Origin of the sequence: Vreelandella olivaria, assembly GCF_023507745.1 — a bacterium.
In the GTDB taxonomy this organism is placed as follows: Bacteria; Pseudomonadota; Gammaproteobacteria; order Pseudomonadales; family Halomonadaceae; genus Vreelandella; species Vreelandella olivaria_A.
On record NZ_JALPZO010000144.1, the window covers coordinates 75308 to 92150 of the forward strand.

Annotated in this window: 14 protein-coding genes; 9 read left to right on the plus strand and 5 right to left on the minus strand. The window is 56.0% G+C overall.

All coding sequences use genetic code 11. From position 1 onward, the window contains the following. Positions 1–140 precede the first annotated feature (140 nt). The gene (locus HP566_RS17600) at positions 141–440 is read left to right on the plus strand and encodes a hypothetical protein (RefSeq protein WP_249978619.1); all 300 of its coding nucleotides are present in this window, start codon (positions 141–143) and stop codon (positions 438–440) included. A gap of 75 nt (positions 441–515) precedes the next feature. Here the strand turns inward: HP566_RS17600 and HP566_RS17605 are convergent, their stop codons facing one another. Continuing rightward, a complete protein-coding gene (locus HP566_RS17605) occupies positions 516–1820 on the minus strand; it encodes an MFS transporter (RefSeq protein WP_249978620.1) in 1305 nt (434 codons plus the stop codon). Positions 1821–1964: 144 nt separating this feature from the next. Here HP566_RS17605 and HP566_RS17610 point away from each other — a divergent pair, with 144 nt between their 5' ends. The 8 genes from HP566_RS17610 to HP566_RS17645 all read left to right on the plus strand — a co-directional run bounded on the left by HP566_RS17610 (position 1965) and on the right by HP566_RS17645 (position 8981). Then, positions 1965–2495, plus strand: a complete 531-nt coding sequence (locus HP566_RS17610; protein ID WP_249978621.1) for a helix-turn-helix domain-containing protein — start codon at positions 1965–1967, stop codon at positions 2493–2495. Further along, positions 2492–3214 carry an AzlC family ABC transporter permease gene (locus HP566_RS17615; RefSeq protein ID WP_249978622.1) on the plus strand — a complete coding sequence of 241 codons (723 nt, stop codon included), beginning with the start codon at positions 2492–2494 and terminating at the stop codon, positions 3212–3214. Before HP566_RS17610 ends, HP566_RS17615 begins: the two co-directional genes overlap by 4 nt. Further along, positions 3211–3546 carry an AzlD domain-containing protein gene (locus HP566_RS17620; RefSeq protein ID WP_249978623.1) on the plus strand — a complete coding sequence of 112 codons (336 nt, stop codon included), beginning with the start codon at positions 3211–3213 and terminating at the stop codon, positions 3544–3546. The genes HP566_RS17615 and HP566_RS17620 overlap by 4 nt, the downstream gene beginning before the upstream one ends. 186 nt (positions 3547–3732) lie before the next feature. After that, positions 3733–5211, plus strand: a complete 1479-nt coding sequence (locus HP566_RS17625) for a DHA2 family efflux MFS transporter permease subunit (RefSeq protein WP_249978624.1) — start codon at positions 3733–3735, stop codon at positions 5209–5211. Next, positions 5208–6266, plus strand: a complete 1059-nt coding sequence (locus HP566_RS17630; protein WP_249978625.1) for an ABC transporter substrate-binding protein — start codon at positions 5208–5210, stop codon at positions 6264–6266. Before HP566_RS17625 ends, HP566_RS17630 begins: the two co-directional genes overlap by 4 nt. Then, positions 6260–7264, plus strand: coding sequence for a FecCD family ABC transporter permease (locus HP566_RS17635; protein ID WP_249978626.1), 1005 nt, complete (start codon positions 6260–6262; stop codon positions 7262–7264). The genes HP566_RS17630 and HP566_RS17635 overlap by 7 nt, the downstream gene beginning before the upstream one ends. Continuing rightward, on the plus strand, positions 7261–8301 hold the full coding sequence (locus HP566_RS17640; protein ID WP_249978627.1) for a FecCD family ABC transporter permease: 1041 nt from the start codon (positions 7261–7263) through the stop codon (positions 8299–8301). The genes HP566_RS17635 and HP566_RS17640 overlap by 4 nt, the downstream gene beginning before the upstream one ends. Before the next feature lie 56 nt (positions 8302–8357). Continuing rightward, positions 8358–8981, plus strand: coding sequence for an RraA family protein (locus HP566_RS17645; RefSeq protein ID WP_249978628.1), 624 nt, complete (start codon positions 8358–8360; stop codon positions 8979–8981). A 50-nt stretch (positions 8982–9031) separates the two neighbouring features. Here the strand turns inward: HP566_RS17645 and HP566_RS17650 are convergent, their stop codons facing one another. From HP566_RS17650 to HP566_RS17665, 4 genes are read right to left on the minus strand one after another with little or no spacing between them, the layout of a single operon-like run. Beyond that, the gene (locus HP566_RS17650; RefSeq protein ID WP_249978629.1) at positions 9032–10975 is read right to left on the minus strand and encodes an IucA/IucC family protein; all 1944 of its coding nucleotides are present in this window, start codon (positions 10973–10975) and stop codon (positions 9032–9034) included. A 45-nt stretch (positions 10976–11020) separates the two neighbouring features. Continuing rightward, the gene (locus HP566_RS17655; protein WP_249978630.1) at positions 11021–11794 is read right to left on the minus strand and encodes an HpcH/HpaI aldolase family protein; all 774 of its coding nucleotides are present in this window, start codon (positions 11792–11794) and stop codon (positions 11021–11023) included. Continuing rightward, a complete protein-coding gene (locus HP566_RS17660; RefSeq protein ID WP_249978631.1) occupies positions 11788–14844 on the minus strand; it encodes an IucA/IucC family protein in 3057 nt (1018 codons plus the stop codon). Before HP566_RS17660 ends, HP566_RS17655 begins: the two co-directional genes overlap by 7 nt. Next, complete coding sequence (locus HP566_RS17665; protein WP_249978632.1) at positions 14837–16645, minus strand: IucA/IucC family protein; 1809 nt, start codon at positions 16643–16645, stop codon at positions 14837–14839. The genes HP566_RS17660 and HP566_RS17665 overlap by 8 nt, the downstream gene beginning before the upstream one ends. Between the last annotated feature and the right edge of the window lie 198 nt (positions 16646–16843).

Sequence of the window (16843 nt, forward strand, 5' to 3'; positions counted from 1 at the left end):
TTTTTCACCAAAAGTGAAATAAAACCAGCAGGTGAATTTACCATTGCTTCTCACAAAACCATGGTTTACTCTCTAATGGTACAAGACAGGTATAAATAAATTCGTCTTTATATATACTGGCATTCACAAGGAGTGATGGCATGCAACATAACCAACTGGCAGATATTTCCCAAGCGGGCCTCCAACTGGCTATCCAGGAAATCAAGGATGAAATGTTTGATACCCCAGAGTGTGATTACACCATTGCCAAACTGCTTAGCCATTGCGGCCAGTTCAGAGCAGCAGAGCGCCACATTGATGAAATGCTGCTGAAATGGGGCTCCTCCCCGGATGTGCTGGCATTAACCGAAAAAGGCTATGCTGACATTGCCATGCTGAGCACCACGGCTAACGCATCAGCTCTCCCGCGACAGCATGTTACCCCAGCAGCGGTTGCCTAAAGCATTAAAGAAACAAAACGTCTGTATGGCGCCCTGGGGGCGCCACTGCTGGCGTCACCCACCTGAAAACACCCATTAGCTTTTTGCCAGCTTGAACAGATCAGCCAGGCGCTGACGCTCATGCTCTTCATAAAAGCTTGGATCGGTGAAGAGATCCGGCTGGGTATCATCAAAGGCCATCTCCAGGACTTCTGAACTACTTTGAATCATCGGCTCAAAATGTGCCGTATGGGTACGCAGAGCTGTCACACGGCCTCGGCGATAAATAGCATACCCGCCCAGCAGCACAAAAACAGTCGCAATATACAACGGTAATCCATGCCCTCCCACCACGCTCATCAATGAACCGGCCAATACAGGGGCTATGGCGCAACCTGCTCCGTGCATCACCAATAAATCAGCCGAGCCTGACACAATTTCATCCGGATGCAGTTGGTCTACCAACTGCGCAACCGCCAACGGGTAGAGCGAGAAAGCCAACCCACCCCAGAGGAAGTACAACCCCAATAACACGTGCTGGTTGGGCGCCAACGGCTGGACGGCAGCACAAAGCGCCGCAAGCAGCACCACCCATGTCATAACTCTCGGACGATCATGTTGATCAGAAAAACGCCCTATCGGGATCTGCAATAAGGCGCCGCCAACAATCGCCACACTCATGACCAATCCCACACCGGCGGTGTCAAAACCGAGTTGGGTGGCATAAATCGGTGTCATCGACCAAAAAGCCCCCATGGCTAACCCCGACAACGCAGCAGATGCAACCGCCAGCGGAGCAAACCCCAATAGTGAGCGTAAACTGCTCTTTGGGCGGTCTGGCATTTTAGGCTGGGCACGCCGGGTCATCGTAATCGGTAACAATGCCCAACAGATAAGTATCGCGATTAACACAAAAAGCAGGTGCCCCTCAAGCGATGCAAGACGCAGCAATTGCTGTGCAGCGGCCAGCGCCCCCAGGTTAACAACCATATAAACCGCAAATATCCTGGCCCGCTCGTGGCTCGCAGCCTGGCTGTTCAACCAGCTTTCAATCACGGTCACCAGGGTAATAAAAGAGAGGCCGTACACAACTCTCAGTGGCAGCCATACCCAGGGGTTAATAAACACAAGATGTAAAAGCACGACCGATGCACAAATAGCACCACAAAACCCGAAGGTGCGGATATGGCCCATCCGCCTGATCAACCGCCTGCTCACCCAGGTGCCACAAATAAACCCAACGAAATACCCCGACATCACCATACCCAGGACGGCGCTGGAAAACCCTTCGCTTGTCCCTCGCAGGGTCAGCAATGTATTGAGTAATCCATTACCCAGCAGTAACAGCGCAACGCTCCAGAGTACTGAACGCACTGGTTTCAGCATCATCAGTGAATGCATTACCTCTCCTCGCGACAAAGTTCCATTGTGCTAACCACTAGGCAATGCATAAAGCGCGCCAAGAGTGGAGCCTTAAGCAAAGCAGTTGACAGGCTAACGTTCCTTATATAGAACGTTCTATATAAGGAACACTGAGACACCGTAATGGATGAGCTTTCACTCAATACCTTGGGCCAACATCTCCAAACGCTTCGCCAGGAGCGTGGCTGGTCACTTTCACAGCTGGCTAATGCAGCCGGTATTGCCAAATCCAACCTGTGCCGTCTTGAGCAAGGTAACGGCAACCCGACGCTGGATACCATTTGGCGGCTGGCAGTGCAGCTCAATGTACCTTTTGGCACCTTGGTGGCGCCGATTAGCGTGCCGCTGGGAGAAGACGGTGTACAGGTGCAATTGATCGACCAGGGCAAAGACACCCCACAGGTGGATGCCTATTGGATGCGTTGCGCACCGCATACCCTACGCCATGCCGAAGCTCATACACCGGGCACTCAGGAGTCGCTCACGCTCATCAGCGGATGGCTGGAGGCAGGCATAGAAGGCGCTACCACGCCACTTAAGCCCGGAGAGACCATTACGTTCCCTGCTGATAAGCCACACCTTTACCGAACCAGTGCACAAGAGGCCACCATGCTCTTGACCATTACCTATAATAAACAAGGCAATACGCCATGAGACAGCTTGCCAGCCACACCCCCATCCGAGCCACATTGAAAGGGGTTAAAGAGGCGATTCCGTTGCTGGGAGGGTATATCCCTGTTTCTCTCTCGTTTGGCCTGGTGGCCATGCAGGCGGGCTTTACCACCTGGGAGGCCACTGCTATTTCAGCGCTGGTTTATGCTGGCGCATCACAGTTTCTGTTTGTCGGTATGGTGGCTGCTGGCGCGCCTCTATGGCTAGTGGTGGTAATGACGCTGCTCATCAATGTTCGTCATGTTGTTTATGGCCCTAATTTAGCGGCTTTGCTACCACGCAGCCGTCATTGGCCCTGGCTAATGCATGGCTTGACCGACCAGGTGTTTGCCCTGGCACTTACCCGGCTGCCACAATTGACAGCACCTGAGCGGTTTGGCTGGTTTGTAGGGGCATCGCTACTGGCGTGGGGAGTGTGGGTAGCAGGTACCGTGGTTGGCGCAACGGCGGGTGAAGCATTCACCGCCCGCTGGCCGCTGCTCGGCGAGATCATGCCCTTCGCGTTGCCTGCACTGTTTCTTACCATGGTCGCACCACGCTTCACCGATAAACGCTGGTCGGCGGCTCTGGGTTGCACCATTATCTCTGCCTTACTGTTTACCCTATATGGCTGGAGCAACGTAGCCATTCCGCTGGGGGCCGCCTGTGGTGCGCTCTGCTTCTATATGGTGAAGTTTCAAGCTCAGGGGAGTCATGCATGAGCCATGCATTGTGGTTAGCCGTTGTAGCTTCTGCTCTGGGCACGCTGTTGATGCGTGTTGTGCCATTCCTATGGATGCAGCGCCGCCTTAATAGTGACACGGGGCTCAGCAACATGCCCCAATGGCTGGGGATTCTGGGCCCAATGATGATCGCCGCCGTACTGGGGGTATCGATTGTCCCCGTTAATCCAAACACTATCTCCTGGCTTGCAACGGCTATCGGGTTAGTCGTCACACTGCTGGTATGGTGGCGCGTGCGCTCACTAGGCTGGCCTGTGGCCGCAGGGGTTTGCATATATGGCGTGGTGCAGATCAGTGTGGCATTGCTGTAACAGACAGAGTGCCCGGTAATAATCACTGCACATTGATCATTACCGGGTACTTTCCTTACCTGCATTAAAAATGATAACGATTTGCATTACATATTTTGCCGTGTAATCATTCCCGCCTTTATTAAGTCTCAACTAGCCATACTCTGTTATAGGCAAACGCCTTTGCTCCCTGCTAAGTGAGTGCCCATGCCAAATGCTACTGCCTACGGTGGAAAGGTGCTGATCAGTGTGCTGTTAGGTACCTTTACCGTCAGCCTTAACAACAGCGCCCTCAACCTTGCCGTAGCCGAATTGATGGTAACGTTTAACGCCAGCGCCACCCACGTAAGTCTGGTGGTAACGATGTTTATGATTGCCATGGGGATGACCATGCCCCTGACCGGCTATTTGGCTGGTCGGTTTGGCCGCAAGCATATTTATCTGCTCGGACTATGGGGCTTTTTGGCAGGCTCTGGGCTGGGCGCCATGGCCCAGAGCCTCAATGGGATTATTTTCGCCCGGGGGCTTCAGGGTGTGGCGGCAGGATTGATGATCCCGCTATCGTTATCGCTGATTTTTTCTGCCTATCCCAGCGAACAACGGGGACGCGCCAGTGGCGTATGGGGCTTTGCCGTGATGATTGCGCCAGCAATCGGCCCCACCGTAGGAGGGCTACTGCTGGAAATTAGCCACTGGCGGGCACTGTTTTTAATGAATATGCCGTTTGCCCTGTTGGGCCTACTGTGCGGCTATCGTTATCTCTTGGCAGAATCCCACCACCCACAGCGTCCGTTTGATCTGGCTGGCTTTAGCCTTATCACCATTGGCATGGGTGCCGTGCTGTTTTCCCTCAGTTGGGTGGAATCACTCACCGACCTATTGCGTTATCAGGCCCTGGTGCCGCTTACCCTTGGAGTTCTGGCCCTGCTACTGTTTGTACGGGTTGAACGGCACCATGCCACACCCCTCCTCGACCTTTCTCTGTTTAGTCATGCCAGCTTTCGTCTCAGCGTCATACTGGCTTGCCTGCAATCTATTATCCTGTTCGGCTGTATCTTATTAGTACCGCTTTGGATGCAGAATACGCTGGGCTTCCGCCCTCTGACCACGGGCCTGGTTTTTCTCGCTACCGCCCTGGCCGCCGCCGCCTGCTCACCGATAGCAGGCCGCCTGATTGACCGCTATCCACCCCAGTGGTGTATCAGCGTAGGGCTTATCGCCACGGTTATCAGCTTAATTGGGCTGGGCACACTAACGGCGGCCACACCGGTCTGGATAATTGCCACCTGGATGGGACTACGCGGTATGGGTATGGGGTGCGCCTACCTGCCGTCAACCACGGTGGGTATGAAAGACCTTCCTGAACAGAGTGTTGCCCAGGCGTCAGCCATGAATAATATGTCCCGCCGACTGTTATCATCACTGGGTATCGTTGCACTCTCTATCTATTACGACATCACGGTAAACGCAGCGCTCAGCCAGGGAGTGTCTTATACAGAGGCCAGTGCCGCGACCCTTCACATGGCCTTTTTTGCCCTGGCTGCCATTGCCCTGCTCTGCCTTCCACTGGCATGGCAGCTTGGGCGCGCGGTTGAAAAACAGGATACCAGCTCATCAGGTACGACACATTCTGGGGTAGCCCAAACGCATTCGCTGCATACCGCGCCCGCAAGGAGAGCAGAATGAAGACTCGCACTCTGTTCTCAGGCATTAGCTGGCTCTCCCCCCTGCCCCAGCAATTAGTGGTGGCAGCCATCGCCTTCCTGGCAACAGGCTCATTCGGTCTGGCCCAGGGTGGAGCAACCACCACAGACGCGAACTCCACGCCACAACGTATTGTTACGCTTTACCAGGGGGCCACCGATAGTGCAGTTGCCCTTGGCCTTACCCCGGTAGGCGTGGTCGATTCATGGTTAGAGAAACCCATGTACCACTATTTGCGCGACGCCCTGACAGAGGTCGAGCACGTTGGACTGGAAACTCAACCCAACCTTGAGAAAATTGCCTGGCTTAGACCCAACCTGGTGGTGGCAACTGATTTCCGACATGAGCGTATACAGCCGTTATTGACGGCCATTGCACCGACCGTATCGGCCACTAACGTTTTCGACTTCAAACAGACGCTTTCCATGGTGGCCAATGCCACAGGCCAGGAGGAAGAAGCCACGGCGTTGCTGCAACGCTGGGATGCCCGAGTCGGCGATTTTCGGCAGCAAATAGCCCTTGAGCTAGGCGATGCCTGGCCGCAAAAAGTCGCCGTGATACGCTTTAAAAGCGATCATGTGCGCATCTATTCCGGTGGATTTTCAGGCTACATTCTGGATGAGCTGGGCTTTGAGCAGCCTGCCACACTGCAAACTCACGGCTGGGGAATGAAGCTAACCAGCACCGAAAATATTCCCATCCTGGATGCCGATGTGATTTTTGTGCTGCTTGAGCCAGACCCCGCGATTGTCGATAACTACCAGCGCTGGTCCTCTCATCCTTTGTGGCAGCAGTTGGAAGCTGTTAAGAGCCAGCGGGTTTTCGAGGTTAACCCCGTTAACTGGATGATGGGCGGCGGCATATTAGCGGCCAATGCAATGCTGGATGATCTCTATAACCACTATGGTCTCTATAACCACCATGGCCTCTATAACCACCAGCATAACGCCACGCCGCTTCTGGTAACCCATGAGACTTGCCTTCCCGGCCTTTCAGACAGCCGTGCAGACATCCAGGGGGAGCAAGCAGGATGCTAAACAGCAGCGCCACCAAAAGTATTGGGTTACTTATTGGGGCAGTGGCCATGCTGAGTGCGTTCTTAGTGAGCGTTATGTCAGGCACGTCTGACATTGCCTGGTCAACTTTATGGGCAGCACTGCACCGCTATGACCCCGGCAAAGTCGCCCATATCATTTTGTTTACGGAGCGCTTGCCCCGAGCAGTGGTTGCCGCCTTGGTGGGCGCCAGCCTGGCCATTGCGGGAGCGCTGATGCAAACCATTACGCGTAACCCGTTGGCCTCGCCAGGCATTTTAGGCATTAACGCAGGTGCGATGTTTTTTGTCGTGGTCGCCGTCTCTGTGTTGCCACTGCATACTCCCGCCCACTATGTATGGGCCGCACTGTTGGGCGCCTTAGTGGCCGCTCTGCTGGTGATGCTGCTCAGCAGAGGCCGACATGGGGAACTATCGCCTTTACGCGTTGTGCTGGCGGGCGTGGCGGTGACCGCCATGTTTGTTTCCTTCAGCCAGGGGCTGCTGATTATTGATCAGCCAAGTTTTGAAAGCGTTCTCTACTGGCTGGCGGGCTCGGTTTCCGGGCGAGACCTCTCCCTGGTCATGCCGTTACTGCCGCTGTTTGGCGGAGCACTGTTACTCTGCACCCTGCTGGTGCGCCATGCCAATGCCCTGTTGCTGGGCGACGATATGGCAACAGGGCTGGGGCTTTCGGCCACCACCATCAAACTACTGCTTGGGCTAACAGTGATTGTACTGGCAGGCAGCTCTGTGGCCCTGGCAGGCATGATCGGCTTTATAGGCCTTATCGTTCCCCATATGGCACGGGGGCTGTTTGGTATCGATCACCGTTGGCTGCTGCCTGCCTGTGCCCTACTGGGGGCCTGCCTGCTGTTACTGGCGGATATTGCATCGCGCTTTTTAATGCCCCCCCAGGAGATCCCGGTGGGGGTGATGACGGCTCTGATTGGCACGCCTTTCTTTATTTATCTGGCACGACGCAAAATGGCAGGCCAATGAAACAGCACGCGACACTCGCTCTCTCCCCTACCGCCAAGCCCCAGAGCGCCCACCTGCTGCCCAGGCTGATGGTATTGGGCCTGCTTCTCCTGGTGAGTGCTGGCCTGTCGCTTAGCCTGGGGAGTTTTCCCACCTCTCCCATGAATGTGGTGCATGCGCTTGTTGCACCGCGAAGTAGCGATATTGCGTTTATTATTTGGGAGCTTCGCCTGCCCCGTATTGTGCTGGCAATACTCGTTGGCGCTGCGCTGGCGATGGCAGGCGCCATTTTACAGGGCATTGTGCGCAACCCGCTGGCCTCTCCGGATGTGATCGGTATTACCAGCGGGGCAGCCCTGGCGGCAGTACTGTTTTTAGCACTGCTAAGCAGCACCTTGAGTCTCCACTGGCTGCCCTTCGCCGCCATGCTGGGGGCGCTGGTCTCCGCACTGCTGGTCTTCAGTCTGGCCTGGAAAAACGGACTCAATCCATCACGTATGGTGCTGGTGGGCATTGGTCTGGCAGCGGCCATGGGGGCAGGCACCACGCTATTGATTGTACTTAGCGACGACTCTGCTGCCATGTCGGCCTATGTATGGCTCACCGGTAGCCTCTATGCCGCTCAATGGGGCGATGTACGGGGGCTACTGCCGTGGCTGCTGGTAGCGTCCCCTGTTTGCCTGATCTTCGCCCGCCATGCGGATGTGATGTCGCTGGGCGACAACGTTGCTGAAGGACTGGGGGTGGCTATTATGCGTAGCCGAGTGAGCCTGCTGGCCTGTAGCGTGGCACTGGCAGGCGCTGCCGTGGCCTATGCGGGAGCACTCAGTTTTGTAGGCTTAATTGCCCCTCATCTGGCGGCCAAACTGGTAGGCCGCAATATGGCGCGGCTGGTTCCCGCGTCAGCGTTGGTGGGGGCATTGATTGTGCTGAATGCCGACCTGTTGGGTCGGGTGGCCTTTTTACCCAAAGACCTGCCCGCGGGTATTTTCGTGGCGGGGATAGGCGCACCGTTCTTTGTTTATCTGCTACACAGAACCCGCTACCAGCGCCCTTAGCTTTTAACCAGAGAAGCTCTCATTCGAATACCAGTGGAGGAACCCGGGAGGTCCATATGTTCCATATCCAACCACGCAAGGAAAGCATTACCCCCCAGCAACAGCAGCGGTTTGAACGGATTGCCACCTCGACCCTGGGACACTTTACCGATTTCGGCGCTATCTCTACCCTTATGCCTATCCAACGCCCTGTTCGGCTATTGGGCACTGCCTTAACAGTTAGCATTCCCCATGTGGATGGCAGCATTATCCGTGAGGCACTAAAAATGGCCTGCCCTGGCGATGTGCTGGTGATTGATGTCGGCGGTGATCACCAGCGTGCCTGCTGGGGGGAGTTCAGGGCCTATGCGGCCTTACGCAAACAGCTGGCGGGCGTTATCACCAATGGCGCCATCACCGACTGGGAACACCTGTCTCAGCTAAAGCTGCCGACGTTTGCCCGCGGCACTAGCCCGTTAACCACCAGGGCGCTGGAGCTGGAAGGCGAGATCAATATGCCAGTCACTATCGAGGGAAGTGTCATCACGCCAGGCGACCTGATCATAGGCGATGACGATGGGCTATTTGTGGTTCCCCCTCACCGTGCCGATGCCCTGGCCAATGCAGCGGAGACCAAACAAGCGCAGGAGGCGGAAAAACGCAATGCGCTAAGAACGGAGCATCCTGACTGGTTCTGCTGACCCCCCCGCTTGCCTAAAGCCGCCCGGCACTGGCGGGCGGCTTGCGCTTATCAGTTTGCCGTTAACGCCTCCCCTGCTGTGTCCTTCGCCAGAGCACTTACCCGCACGAAAGGATTACAGGTTGAACTGGTGCCGAATGGCATACTTCCTGGCCCACCCGCACGCTCGATAATCGGCGCAATCAGGCGTTTATAGGGCCATTGTTCCTGCTCAAACAGCTGCTTCATCAGCATGTCACGATCATGGTGATCGAACGGAACCACTTCTATTTGCGCTTTCAGGCGGGCGGCCAACTGCTGCCAAAGGCCATGAGCAGGCACCCCGAAGTGCTCTGCCAGAGTATCGATAATAGCCCGCAGGTTGACCTGTATGGCCAGGGTTTGCAGCCAGAACAGCAGTGCCTCAAGACTATCGTGGTACAGGGTATTGGAGTGGCCCTGCTTAATGCGGTAGCACGGGTCCTGCATACCATGCTGCTCCAGCCGTTCAACACAGATACGCAATGAATCATGATCCCGAAGCAGCAGCCCATGGCACTGGCCGGACTTAAAGACCAACACCGCATTCTGCCCATGCACCTCTGCCAGCATACCCAACCGGAACATACGCAGATTGATAGCAAAGAAGCAGTCGCACAGCTCACCAAACAGCGCCGTCACTGACGCAGGGCCAGCCGCCATACCACGCTGGGCTAACCAGTCATCGAAGACATGGTGCTCGCCCCCTGGCAGTGGCGTACCCAGCGTGGCCATAGGCACCAGGCGTACGGCGGCATCTTCCAGTAAGTCTGCGGGATAACTGCGCACCATTGCCGATAGATGGCGTGGCGCTTCATCAAACAGCGTCGCCCCTGCTGGCATATAGGCCCACCACTTGCCCTCGTCGCAAAGGTAGAGCCCTTCGGCAAGCCGGGCATCCAGCGCTTTGGCGTTATGCAGCAAACGGGCGCTGAGGTCGCCATTGATCATTTTGACGGCGGGCAGGTAGCGGGAGGCTCCCAGGGAATGAATCGCCATCGGCAGCTTCAGAAAGTGCGGACTTGCCACTGTAGGCGCCAGTGAGCGCAGCGAAGAAGTGGCAAGCCATGGCTCTGTGACCGCTGCCAGCGAGACACAATTACCTGCCTCAAAGGCCTCTTGTAACCAGTGAGGCAGCGCATGTTCATGCTGCCAGGGGTGAACGGGAATTGCCGTATGGGTACGTGCCAGCCCTCGCTCGTCCATCTCCTGTTCCAGGGCCTTGACGCTGGCCTCACTGGCAAGCCATCGCACCGGCATGGGCGTCTCTTCACCAACACCCGCGCCCGAGATCAGGCAGCTTGTATTGATCGCGACCCAATGCAGCACAATAGGCGCATTAAACTCCGCCATATAGGCATGGTACTCGGTCTCACTTAGCCCCTGCTTGGCTTTTGCAGTTGGGTGATAAGGTCGGTCGAGCAGTGATGCCCACTGCTCCATCACCGTGAAGTGCTCGGCAGTAGAACGCGTTAGCAATGCCTCTGTGTCAACCTGATGGGCGACAGAGCTGGCTGCCTGCCAGAGACTGTCTGAAAGCGCGTTAAGAAACACCTTTTGGCCCTGGGTAAGGGAAGATTCATCGCTGGTATTGCTAGAAGTACCCGCAGCAAAGAGGCGACGGGCGAAGTCCTCAGGCTCCAGGCTGTGCCACTGATCATCAGTGTGGTTGAACAACACCACTGGCGTTTTCGGCACTTTCTCCCACGCCTGGGTAATACCGGGCTGAAGCAATATGGCAATACTCCGGGCCTGCTCTTGGGGCCAATGCCATATACGCTTTGCAGAATCGTTGTAGTCACTATCAATGGGGAATAACCGAGCAAAGGGGAATAACCGAGTAAACCGGTCATCTGCTTCCGTGGTGGGTATCCACTCGGAGTCAAGATTATCCAACAGACCTTCAACCAGGCACCCATCTACCAAAGACTGCATGATCTGCTGTTGCGAATAAAGCTGGGCGTTAACAGGTTTCATGATCACAAACTCCAAAAAAGTATCAGGCACTTGTAAAAAACTTCATCAATGCGAACCAGCCCTGGCCTCATGAAGGCTCTTTTGCAGGGCGCGGAACGCAATCCCCCTCTCATCACCCAGCATGAAGGTATGCACACCGTGGGCCTGCCATCGCCCCTTGGCATCGGGTTGGCGTAGAAAGGCACAGTAGGGAATGCGGTGCTCACGGGTGGTGCGCTGAATATGCTCCAGCGCCTGAATAACGTCCGGGTGTGTGGTCTGCCAGGTAACGCCCAGGGATTGGGAGAGGTCTGCCGCCCCTTCCAACACCATATCGAGCCCAGGCACGCCACAAATCGCCTCTATCTGCTCGACACCCCGGCGGCTTTCAATCATGGCGACGACCATAACTTCTTTATTCGCCTGCACCACATACTCCGCCAATGAGGACTTGCCAAATCCGCCTGGGCGCCCGGCATTGACACTTCGCTGCCCCTCCGGCGCATATTTGCAGGCGGCAACAGCACTAGCCAGCGTATCCGGCACTTCCACATTGGGCAGGACGATGCCCTGAGCGCCGCCATCCAACAGCCGCAGCATGGCTTTGGGATCGGCATCCGCCACGCGTACCAGCGGTGTTAACGCGTAGCTCTCGGCGGTGCGAATCATGTGCTCAATGGTTTCAGGGTTGATCAGCACGTGTTCGGTATCGATAACCACAAAGTCAAAGCCAGCTTCTCCAATCAACTCAATCGAGGCTGCCGTGGGCATGGACGCCATCACGCCATAGACCTCCTTTCCTTCAACAAGCGCACGCTTTAACCGGTTGGGTCTTAACATACGGCTTCCCTCCTGAGTGCATAGACCGCCAGAGGGTTAGGCACTCTTTTGACCTGGGGTTGCTCATCCCCGAAGAGACGGCGACGGGTCAGTGCTTCCACCTCCCACTCCGGTGCAAATACATCGAAACAGCGATATCGCTCAGCATGCTGCGGGTTCGCCCGCTGGTACTGTGTAACCACCTCTGCCGTGATGGACCAGAAGCGCGACTCCTCCAGGCCAAAATGGCGGTGCAGAAAAATGGCTATTTCGCCTAACGCAATAAAGAAAAAGGCATCGCAGGAGTAATCGCGTACCGCTGCCAAATCGTCTGTAACGATAAAGGAGTTGCGATTGAGCGCCGCGTGGCGCGGTGGTACTGGTTCCAGTTGGGGTGCCAGCTCAGGACGTGCCAGATGAGAGGCGCTAAAGCGCACACCGTCATGAAAATCCTTTAGGGCCACACGGGTGGGCCAGCCATCACGATGAATAACCACAATGTTCTGGCCATGTGACTCCATTCCCACGCCTTCGGCAAACAGCATGTGGATAACTGGCAGCGTGGCCACGTGGATAAGTTGCTGAGTCCAGGCTTCCAGCCCATAGTGCTCTATCCAGGGGGTGATAAAGGGAGCCAAAGGCTCTCCCTGCGGGGTGCGGACAAACTGGCTTAACCCATTGAACGGTACGGCCTGTTCTCCATCGCGCAGGAAACCGCTGATATTTTGCCGCCAGATAGCGCCGACCTTGCCATATACGTCAGCATAGCGGGCGGCGGGAAAGGCACGCTCATCCAGGGCGACACCCGCCACTTCCCCCAGCAGTACAAAGCCTGCTGATAGTGCGGTTTCATCCGTGCTGACAAGCCGCTGAAGCCATTGGGTAATAATCGGCCCGTTGGTGACGGTGTGGCGAGCCAGAATGCGCGTGCTGGAGGTGTTGGTGATACTCATCGCCAACTTAAGGTAGGGTTTGTTGCTCTCTACAGGAGCAAGGGTGCGAATCGACTGCTGCGGGGTATAAACCGCCTCGCCCTCCCCCAGAAACGCAATCTCGCCACTGGCAAGTTCAGGATACAGCACATCAACCAGGGCATTTTCCCACTGCCATGGATGCACCGGCATCAGTACCACCTCATCACGCCTGCACTGCTGCTGCGCGAGATAGTCATCCAGGCGAGCCAATACCTTCGGCCCGGCATCCTTGACCGCCCTTTCGGCGCACGTTTCCCCTTCCACAGCACTGGCATGAGCCAACCGGCGAGGCACCGCCAACCACACGACCTGGAGAGGTTGGGCAAACTCCGGCCCGTAACGCTGATTATCCTGTAAAGAGAAGCCCAGCCGTGACTTATAACAGGGGTGATAGCTATGGGCATCGGTGAAGTAGTGCTCCAGCGCATCCGCCCCCAGCTTTTGAGGTGATGCGGAGTAACTGGCCGTATAAGTAGAAGATTGTGTGTCCTTGATCAGTGTCTGAACCAACTCATTGACAAAGCCGGGTTGAATCGCCACATCTCCCATCGCTTCTTTAAGATCGGTGATAAAACGTCGCAAACTCACTGGCTCAGGTGCACCCTGTGAACGGTTGACCTGCAAGGTGGAGTGATCAAGACGAATCAGTTGAAAACTGTGGCATAACCAGCCATCTACCTGATAACAGCGACTCCCCAGCGTTAAAGAAAAGCGCGATGCCCCGGCCAGCCAGGCCGTTGGGTCCGGCTCTACGGTATAGCGCAGCACATCCTCGTAAAGCAGCGTTTGCAGCAATTGGCCGACAACACGCTGCTCAATCCGGGCATGGTGGCGCCAACTATCAATCGACGCGAAAGGCGTAGGGCCAGTGTCGGAAGCCTCCTCCATAGTGGTCTGACCAACGAAGAGTTGTTTAGGCCGGGGGTGGCAGAGGAAGTCGGCATGGGAGATGTTGTAGCCATAGGCGCCCGCCAGCGGCAGCACCAGTAAATCCCCCACGGCCACACCGCGTAGCATCTGATGACGGCTCAACACATCCTTGGGTGTGCATAACTGCCCGACGACCGTCCAGGGCTGGCTCTCGCCTTTGCTCGCCCGCTGCGGATCTTGGGGTAAATGCATTACCGGGTGGTCATGCCCCTGGGCAGCAGGCAGGCGGAACTGGTGCGTTCCCCCTCGACAGACAAGAAACCCTTCCCCATGGCTAACCTTGGCATCAAGAACCTCGATGACGTAATAGCCACAAAAAGCCGAGAGATAACGCCCAATCTCAAAGCGCACCAGCGGTGGTTCAGGCATGGCATCCAGCTGCTGACCCAACGCCTGACAGAGGCGGGCCCAATCAAACTGTTGCCAGGGCTGAAGGTAATTCACACCAATCCCGCCCCCCACATTGAGCTGTGCAAGCTGTTCAGGATAACGGGCCAATGCGCGCCATTGGGGCCAGCGCTCCAGATAAAAGGCTAATAACTGCTGATGGCGCTGTTCGTTTTTTTGATGCGACATGGCATGAATATGGAAGCCAACCAATTTGAGGTTTGGCGCGTCATCGACCGCAGTAACAGCTGCTGCCAACCGCGCTTCATCAATACCAAACGGTGTTGCGGTACCCGCCATCCTCAAACGGCTGGAAAACGCTTCAGGCAGCATGGGATTAATGCGCAACAGTACGGGCTGGATATGACCTAACGCCGCCGCCACCGACTGCAAACGGGCAATTTCGCCCAGGCTTTCAACATGGAAAGCCTCCACGCCCTGAAGCATGGCGTGGCGCATATCTGAATCAAGCTTGCCAGGCCCGGAAAGTACCCAGGGCCGCGGTGTTGCGCTGTGACAGGCACGCTCAATTTCTCCACCGGAGGATAGCTCCAGGCCATCTACGATGGGTGCCAGCGTATCGACAATGGCGGCTTCACTGTTCGCCTTGATCGCGTAGAACAGCTCTACCCCTGGAGGTAGCGCTTCCTTCATCGCCCGGCCATGGGCCTCCAGGGCTGGTAGGTCATAGAAAAACGCCGCCATGGGATCGCTGCATTGCTGGCGATGCTGCTCAATCGCCGCAAGGATATGCTCAGGTAATGCGGTATGCTCAGCCATAGGCCACCTCCCGCCCCATGACGCGGGTGGCCTGCCAGGGGTTGGGCAATAGCACATACTGGGCCTGCCGGTCCGCCTGGGCCATCAGCCGCAACTTAAAGTTGGTCTTGCAGGGAAGATCACCGCCCTGCAGTAATTCATCCAGCTCTGGCGCTGGCACCGCCAGTAGAAGCCGTACCCGATGTAGCTCATCCAGCGTGTCTTGCCACAGCGCATCTGCCATGCCAGGACGCTGCCAACTCAATGCCAGAATCGCCTCAGCGATATGGTTGACGAACAGGCAATAAGCAATACGGTTCCAGCCTTGCTTGCGGCTATAAGTCATGGAAGCTTTCACGCGGGGGTGCAGTGTTTCGCCAGCCAACCACTCTATTCCCTTATCGCTGGTCAGCTTGACCCCTTCGAAGTCTCGCAGCAGCATCTGCCGGGGAGTGCCTTCGTCATGGATCAGGACACAATTCTGTAAATGCGGCTCCATCACGATGCCATGCCGGAAGAAAAGCCCCATAACCGGCGCCAGCAGTGTGCGCAGATACGCCTTAAACCACGCTCTGACCTTGCTCTGGGTAGGAAGGGTGTTGCGATCAGTTGAGCGATTACCTTCAATAAAAGCGAGCACCATCGGCGCCAGCGCTGCATCCCGGGCAAACAATGTCGCACTCAACAAACAGGCTTGTGGAGAAAAACGCTGACAGAAGTTTTCGCGCAGAATTACCCCTGTCTGCTCCCGGAACCAGCGTTGCTGTTCATCATTCCCATCCACGGGTGCCCAATGCACCGTGGCTGGCTCCTGGGCCACGCAGAAGGCATCCAGCACCAACTCCTTTGTGTGAAGCAGTTGATGCATGATGCGGTCAATCACCAGCGTACTTTCAAGCTCGTACCATGCGTTTTTACGCACACAGTTGGTGATGCGTACATTCAGCGACCCCTTAAGGAACCAGGGATGCCCCTCGATATACCAGGTACGCATGGAAGCCGTAGGTGCTGCCTGCCAACCGCTCTGCCCCAGATCTCCAATCACGCCGCCTCGTATTAGGGCGGCTACACAAGAGTCCTGCTTGAATAGGTCGGCCTGCACCGGATGCATACTGAGTACAATACGTTCATCATTTTCTGCACTGCGTTGATCCGCCACATGCGCCAGCACATCCTTCTCATCCAGCCGGTTAGCCTGGACCTTTAGCCCATCCACAGGGAAGGAAAACTGATATAAGGCGGTGGTAGCGCAAAATTCCGGCGCGTATGCGGGCTTATCCTGCAGCAGGTGGGCAGGCCACTGCCTGGCCTTTGGGGTGGGGTGATTGGGATGCCCGAACCATAACCCCTGCTCGCTACTGGGATAGTCTGTTAGCGGCTGAAGCCGGGGTAGCTCAGTAGCGTGGGCGACGATGGACGTCATCACTTCATGACTTTGTACTACCTGATCACGCAGTTCCTGATTAAGCGTACCCTCAAGCCACTCACAATGCTCCAATAAGGTGGTTATCAAGGAGGATAATTCGGGTACTTGCCAGCGGGAGCCCCCTGCCTCTCTTATATAGGTATCAGAGAGGTAGTAATAGTTTCCCAACGCCGATTGGCGGTCTACCATCACCAACAGGGAGAGTGACGTCGACCAGCTGATCTGTAGAGGCACCCCATTAAGGTGCTCCGGTAGCCCTTTTCGGCAGACCGGCCATCGGTGGGACATGGCCTCTTGGGGAATTGCCACTTCCTTGATGATGCAGTTCAGCAGCGCATGCATAGACGCATGTCGGCTGATCTCGCCAGGTAAACGAGAGTAGCGTGCGTAGCTCATATGGCCTCCGCAAAAATGTCGTCCATTTAAGTCCCACACGCCCAGTGGCATGTGAGTCCGTGCGTCCCTGGCTAGTCACTTTGCGAAGTTGTTATAAAAAGCTGTTATATGATGTTGTTATGAAATGGCGTGTTGGTCGTATTCGTTAAGCGGGTGAGAGCAACCGCTTCCAGCGGATGCTCTCGGTTGCCGCCTGTG